4 protein-coding genes and 4 pseudogenes are annotated in these 6646 nt (G+C 65.3%); 2 read left to right on the top strand and 6 right to left on the bottom strand.

Features of this window, described 5'->3' with window-relative positions; translation table 11 throughout:
• A pseudogene (gene bioB, locus JCM19049_RS06530) lies at positions 1–1092 on the bottom strand (biotin synthase BioB); the annotation flags it as partial.
• Between the two features lie 330 nt (positions 1093–1422).
• Entirely contained in the window at positions 1423–2046 is a 624-nt protein-coding gene (arfB, locus tag JCM19049_RS23230) for an alternative ribosome rescue aminoacyl-tRNA hydrolase ArfB (protein ID WP_374700249.1), read from the bottom strand.
• Positions 2047–2198: 152 nt separating this feature from the next.
• On the opposite strand from arfB, the gene JCM19049_RS06525 reads away from it, so the two are divergent.
• Together JCM19049_RS06525 and JCM19049_RS06520 are read left to right on the top strand one after the other, a co-directional pair.
• Complete coding sequence (locus JCM19049_RS06525; RefSeq protein ID WP_054821176.1) at positions 2199–2591, top strand: DUF4190 domain-containing protein; 393 nt, start codon at positions 2199–2201, stop codon at positions 2589–2591.
• 123 nt (positions 2592–2714) lie between these two features.
• Positions 2715–3697 (top strand): annotated as a pseudogene (locus JCM19049_RS06520) (diaminopimelate dehydrogenase).
• A gap of 110 nt (positions 3698–3807) precedes the next feature.
• Here the strand turns inward: JCM19049_RS06520 and JCM19049_RS06515 are convergent.
• From JCM19049_RS06515 to JCM19049_RS19035, 4 genes and pseudogenes are all read right to left on the bottom strand, one after another.
• Positions 3808–4362, bottom strand: coding sequence for a YceI family protein (locus JCM19049_RS06515; RefSeq protein WP_054821175.1), 555 nt, complete (start codon positions 4360–4362; stop codon positions 3808–3810).
• 235 nt (positions 4363–4597) lie between these two features.
• Positions 4598–5436: pseudogene (locus JCM19049_RS06510) on the bottom strand (glycine betaine ABC transporter substrate-binding protein).
• A gap of 185 nt (positions 5437–5621) precedes the next feature.
• Positions 5622–6349, bottom strand: a pseudogene (locus JCM19049_RS06505) (ABC transporter permease).
• A 46-nt stretch (positions 6350–6395) separates the two neighbouring features.
• Entirely contained in the window at positions 6396–6539 is a 144-nt protein-coding gene (locus tag JCM19049_RS19035; RefSeq protein ID WP_279402601.1) for a hypothetical protein, read from the bottom strand.
• Positions 6540–6646: the final 107 nt, after the last annotated feature.

The following is a 6646-nucleotide window of genomic DNA, read 5'->3' as shown; positions in this document are numbered from 1 at the left end:
GCACGCGGCGGGCCAGCTCGTTGGGATCCACGTCTTCCTGGCCCAACACCACGAATCCGGCGTCGGCGATCATCGCCAGGTCAGCGGCGGCCGCCTGCCCCTCGCTGGTCAGGTAGTCGCCCAGGAAGATCGAGTTGGCCACCTGCAGGGCGGCCGGTTGCTGCGTGCGCAGGTGCATCTCACGGCCACCGGCCATGCGCAGTTCGGCCTGGGGGCAGGCCAGGCGCACCAGCGCCAGGATCCGCAGGCAGCCCAGGGGCGTCAGCAGCCACGTACCTTCCAGCGGGGTCCCGTCGAAGGGCATTAGGAAGTTCACCGGGATGGAGTCGGCTTCCAGGTCGCGCAGTGCGAACACGGCCTCGACCAGCTGTTCCGGGTTCTCCCCCAGACCCACGATGAGTCCCGAGCAGGGTGAGAGCCCGGCGTGGCGGGCCTGGCCGACCGTGTCCACCCTGTCCTGGTAGGTGTGCGTGGAGCAGATTTCCGGGTAAAGGGATTCGGCGGTATTCAGGTTGTGGTTGTACGCATCGGCCCCGGCGGCATGCAACTTCGCGGCCTGCCCCTCCTTCAGGATGCCCAGGCAGGCGCACACCTCCACCTCGGGGTGCTCGTCCTTCAACTGTCCAATCATGGTGGCCACCCGGTCCACGTCGCGGTCGGTGGGTCCCTTGCCGGAGGCGACCATGCAGACCCGCGCGGCTCCGCCGGCCACGCCCAGTCCGGCCTCGTGCACCGCCTCCTGGGGTTTGAGCCAGGTGTATTTCAGGATTTCGGCCTTGGAGCCAAGGCGCTGTGAACAGTAGGTGCAGTCTTCTGGGCAGAGCCCGATTTCAGGTTGACCAGGTAGTTGACCTTGACGGTGTTGCCGAAGAATTTCTGGCGCAGCCTGCCGGCGGCCGCCACCAGGGTGTGGGTTGCCGCATCGGGAACTCGCAACACGGCCAGGGCCTCCTCCCGTGTCAGCCGGTGTCCTGCCTCAATGCGTGCAGCCAGCTCATGCACGTCCAGCTGCCCGTCCAGGATCGGCGGGGCAGCGGCCTGCTGCGATACCGGTGGCGCTGCGGCGTGCGTCCTGCTGTTGATGGTGGTCATAATGTGGCCGGCCTTTCGCGCGGTATATGTGCCCGGCACACCAAGAGCGGAATGCTGAACACTGTTCAATAGGAGGTATGACAACTGTATACCGTTTTATTGAACAGCGTTCAAGTGTTTGCCGCGAGATGCCGTCTCCACGAGCTGTCGCCGACGCACCGCAGGCATCGCGGACCGGTACGCGTGGTCTCTCAGCATGATGGCACGCCGAGTGAACTTTTCTGCCAAACCAGATTGCTCAAGTGGTCAGTTATGCTCCGCCGCCTCGGCGAATTATCCAGCGCCCGGAAGGAGGCCCTGGTGTTCCCGATCGTGAGCGCCTCGGAGAATTCATTCCCTTTCTCCATCTCGACCAGCTGCGTTCCACAGCAGAATCGGAGTCCCACCCTGAAAGGCCTTGGGCACGGTGCGCGGGACCAACGGCCAACGGCCAACTGCCGAAATACGACCCGTTGCGCCTGGGCATGGCCCCACGCTTCGCCGGGAACTGATGGAATCTGGCAGGCATCGGAGCGGCCCCGATTGCGGCACACCCGTCGACTGACCGGGCACACCTCGGCTTACAGCGTCGGCCGCCGCCGCTGCGCTTGGTCTGCGAGCGCTGGGCCTTGGTCTCCAAGCGGCGGCGTTGGGATCCCTTCGTTGGCTTCGTTGCCTGCGCTTGGGCGGATCCGGGGCGAGCGCAGCGGCGATGATCTGACCCAGCTTTTTCTGGGCGCTGCGCCGATTGAGCAGCTGCGAACGCTGCTCCGCGGCCGAAACCGTGATGCTCCCGTCGGTCAGCCGGGAGGACAGCCGTTCCAACAGGCGTTCGCGCTGCCCCGGTGAGAGGGTATGGGAGGCGGCGATGTTCCAGGACAGTTCGACCCGGGTGGACGAGGTGTTCACATGTTGGCCGCCGGGTCCCGAGGCACGGGAGAATCGCCATTCCAGCTCGACGGCCGGAATGCTCAACGTGCGCGAGACCCTCAGATCCATCCTTCCAGCATGGCACACCCCCGCGCCCCGGCCACCGTGGGAGCCTAGATCTCACCGCAGTGGCTGGTCGCCCGGTGGCGAACCTGCTTGAATTGAAATCAGCCGCCACAAGTGGAATGAGAGCCGACATGTCAACGCCGAGCAACGAACCGACCAACCCGTACTCACAGGGCGCACCGTCCTACGACTCGGGTTCCTTCAATCAGCCGCCCCAGTTCCATGGCCAGACCCCCGGCGGCACGCAGCAGCCGCAGCAGTACAATTCCCGCGAACAGTTGACCGGCGGCCAGCTGGCCCAGACCTCGATGATCCTGGGCATCCTGGCCTTGGTGTTCAGCGCCCTGGGCATCATCCTGGGGCCGATCGCCATCTCCAAGGCCAACAAGGCCGAACGCCAATACAATACGGCGGCAACGGTCGGAAGGGTCACCGGCTGGTTGGGCACCTTCCTTGGCGCACTGTGGGTGCTGGCCGGGCTGCTCGTGCTCTTTGGCATGGTCAGCTTCTACTCCAATAGCTAGGTTCACCCAGTTCCGGGCCGGCGCTTCCCACGCGCCGGTAATATCCGCTCCTGCGTTTAACCCCCGCCATGGCCAACGGCTAGCGTAAGGGAAGGAATTATTGCGCCAAGGAATAGGAAGCACGTGCCTGAGAAGATTCGAATTGGAATTGCCGGTTACGGGAACCTGGGCCGCGGGGTCCAGGCGGCCGTGGCGAAGAATGCCGACATGGAACTGGCGGGGTCTTCACCCGCCGCGACCCGCAGAGCCTTGAGCTGGCTTCCCCGGCCCCGCGCTACGCGATGGCCGAGCTGGATGCCCACACCGACGCCATTGACGTGCTGATTCTCTGTGGCGGTTCCAAATCCGATCTCCCCGAGCAGGGACCGGCGCTGGCCGCGAAGTTCAACACCGTGGACAGCTTTGACACCCACGCCAGGATCCCGGAGTATCACGCGGCCGTGGACGCCCCGGCCCGGGCCGGCGGCAAGACCGCACTGATCTCCGCCGGGTGGGATCCGGGAATGTTCTCCATCAACCGCGTCTACGGCGAGGCGCTGTTGCCCGACGGGGAAACCTACACGTTCTGGGGCCGCGGGCTGAGCCAGGGCCACTCCGACGCGGTGCGCCGCGTGCCGGGGGTGGCCGCCGGGGTGCAGTACACGATCCCCAGCCAGGAAGCGATCGACCTGGTGCGCGCCGGCCAGCGCCCCACGCTGAGCACCCGGCAGAAGCACCAGCGCGAATGCTATGTCGTGCTGGAGGATGCAGCGGATCCCGAGGTGGTGCGCGAGGCGATTGTGAGCATGGAGCACTACTTCGATCAGTACGACACCACTGTGCACTTCATTGACGCCCAGACCCTGGCCGCCGAGCATTCGGACATGCCCCACGGCGGATTCGTGATCCGCTCGGGCAACACCAGTGCCGAACAGAACCAGGTCATCGAATACTCCCTGGCGCTGGGTTCGAACCCCGAATTCACCTCCAGCGTGCTGGTGGCCTACGCGCGGGCGGTGCACCGGATGAACCGCGCCGGGATCACCGGCGCGCAAACCGTGTTCGACGTGGCCCCGGGGCTGCTGTCGCCCAAGTCCCCGGACCAGCTGCGCGCCGAGATGCTCTAGCAGCGCACCTGGCCCGCAACGGCCCTTAAAACAGCGCAACGCCAGCGACCTTTTTCATGGAAGGTCGCTGGCGTTGCTCATTCTTGCGGTGTGTGCCCCCAGGCGGTGTATTACTCGGCGGCCGGCAGGACGAAGGCCGCGTCGATCTCGATCTTGACCTTGTCGCTGACCAGCATTCCGCCGGCCTCCAGGGCGGCGTTCCAGGTGATGCCGAATTCCTTGCGGGAAATGGTTGTGGTGGCGCTGAAGCCGGCCCGGGTCATGCCGAACGGGTCAACGGTCTGGCCGCCGAACTCCGCCTCCAGCTCAACTTCCTTGGTGACGCCCTTGATGGTCATTTCACCGATCAGGGTGAAATCGTCCCCGCCCTCGGCGCGCAGCGAGCGGAAGCTCATGACCGGGAAGTTCTCCGCGTCAAAGAAGTCCTCACCCTTCAGGTGGGCGTCGCGGTTCGCATCCTTGGTGCTTACCGAGGCAACCTGGATGGTCGCCTCAACGGCGGAGTCGGCCAGGGAGTCACCGACGGTCAGGGTGGCGTCGAAGTCAGTGAAGTTGCCGCGGACGCGGGAGATGCCGGCATGGCGAACGACGAAGCTGACTTCACTGTGGGCGGCGTCCAGGTTCCAGGTTCCGGTGGTCAGGTCGGTAGCTGCGGCAGTAGTCAAAACGTTGCTCCTTGTGTGTCGTATGGGTGATAGCGCAACGCCAAAAAATGATTGACGCTTCAACCGCTTCGCTCTTAACCATTGCATATCCGATGGTGATGCGTCAACTAATTCGCCACACTTCGACACGCCTGGATTGAAACGACTACCACGAGCCGCTTCAAAACACCGCTCCCCCGCGTCACATCCTGGCGTTATCCAGTGCGGGAAACGCAAAGAGCACAAGTTCTGCAGGTTAGTCTGCAGGCGTTGTGCTCTTTGTTAGGCACGGATCCGCGGCCCGGTCAGGGTTCGGTGACCAGGCCTTCCTGGACCATCCAGCGAAGGCCACGTCGGCCGGTTCCCCGCCCTCAACGTCAACCTGGTAGTTCAGGTCCATCAGCACCTCATCGGTGAGCAGCGGGGCGATCTGTGCCATCACGTCCGCCACCTGCGGGTACTGCTCATAGAACTCACCGTTGATGACCGGGGCCATGTTGTAGCTCGGGAAGTACTCCACGTCATCCTCCAGCACCGTCAGGTTCAGCGCCTTGATGCGTCCGTCAGTGGTGAAGACCTCGCCGAAGTTGCACGCCCCGTCCGCGGTGGCCGAATAGATGGCTCCCACGTCATAGAGCCCGACGTTGGATTCGGGCACGTCGCTGCCGCGCTTGAGCCCGATCGCCTCCAGCATCGGGGTCAGCCCGTCACGCCGGGAGTTGAACTCGGGGTCCACGCAGAACGTCAGCTCGGACTTGTCCAGGCCCTTGAGCTGGGAGAGCTTGGTGACCCCCAGTTCCTTGGCCGTCTCTTCATTCATCGCCATGCGTAGGTGTTGTTCAGCGGCGCCGGAGCACCCCAATAAAGCCCGTTCTTGGCGTCCTCATCACGCACCGCCTTCCACTGCGCCTCGGCGCCGGGCACCGGCTCCTCGTGGCCCAGGTAGGTCAGCCACGCGGTGCCGGTGTACTCCCAGACCATGTTGGCCGCGTTGCTCACCAGCAGTTCACGCGCCGGCTGCGAACCAGGCACGTTGGTCAGGTCGGTGACGTCGAACCCGGCGGTCTGCAGTGCGATGACCGCGATCTTGCCCACGATCAGCTGCTCGGTGAAGGACTTGGAGGTCACGGTGACCTTCGGCTTCTCCTCGGACAGGCCCGGGATGGGCTGGATCTCGCCGGGGGCGGAGGGCGGCACGGTGCCGGTGGACGGGGAGAGCCCGCAACCGGTCAGGCCGAGCAGCGCCGCAGCACCCAGCGCGGTCAGCTTCAGCTTGTTTTTCACGACAGTCCTTTCGGTCGAGCCGCGGTTTCCACCACGCGTCCGATCCAGTCAACGCTCACCGCCAGCAGGGCCACCAAGAGCGAGCCGGCCACCAGCACCGCGTTCAGCGACAGGTTCACGCCGGTGGTGATCAGGATGCCCAGCCCGCCGCCGTTGATGAACGTGGCCAGGGTGGCGGTACCCACCAGCAGCACCAGGGCGGTGCGGATGCCCGAAAGCATCACCGGAACCGCCAGCGGCAGCTCCACCTTGAACAGGACCGCCATCTGGCTCATCCCGATCCCGCGGCCGGCTTCCACCAGCCGCTGGTCGACCTGCTGCAGGCCGATGATGGTGTTGGACAGGACCGGAAGGATCGCGTAGAGCACCAGCGCCACCACGGCGGTCATCGGCCCGTAGCCGAGCCAGAACGCCAGCAGCACCACCAGGCCAATGGCTGGGGCGGCTGCCCGACGTTGGCGATCGCGCGCACCGTGGGCGCCGCCTTGCGGATGCCGGGACGGGTGAGCAGGATCCCCAGCGGGATCGCGATGACCAGCACCACCAGGGCGGCGAGCACCGTGATCTGCAGGTGTTCCACCGTGTACCCCCAAATGGTGGACGGGTCCAGCGTCTGGCGTTCGGTGTCGCTCAGGTCTGCGGTCAGCAGCCAGGCCACCAGCAGCCCGAAGGCCACCAGGATCCCGATCAGCTGGTAGAGCAGTCCACGTCGTTCGGCGGTCATTGGTCCTCACCGTCCTGCAGGGCGACCTGGCTGATCGCCCCGGAGTTCAGGCCCACCGGTGCCTCGTGGTCCGCCCCGGCGGCGCGTTGGCCGCGGAGATCGCCTCCATCACCGTCTGCACGGTGATGATTCCGGCGTATGCATCGCGCCGTCCGGTGACGATGGCGGATTCGGTGCTGGAGACCAGCATGGTGTCCAGCGCGTCGTTTAGGGTCGCCTGCCAGCCACCGACGGCAGGTTCGGGTCATAGGTGCCTCGATGATCTGCGCGCGGGAGAGCTGGCGGCGGGTGAGCGGC

It is taken from the genome of Arthrobacter sp. JCM 19049 (genome assembly GCF_001310435.1).
This window is presented reverse-complemented; position numbering and strand designations above follow the sequence as displayed.

Coding starts and splice junctions, on each gene's coding strand:
- JCM19049_RS06525 (WP_054821176.1), top strand. CDS start 2,199: ATGTCAACGCCGAGCAACGAACCGACCAACCCGTACTCACAGGGCGCA.
- JCM19049_RS19035 (WP_279402601.1), bottom strand. CDS start 6,539: ATGCTGGTCTCCAGCACCGAATCCGCCATCGTCACCGGACGGCGCGAT.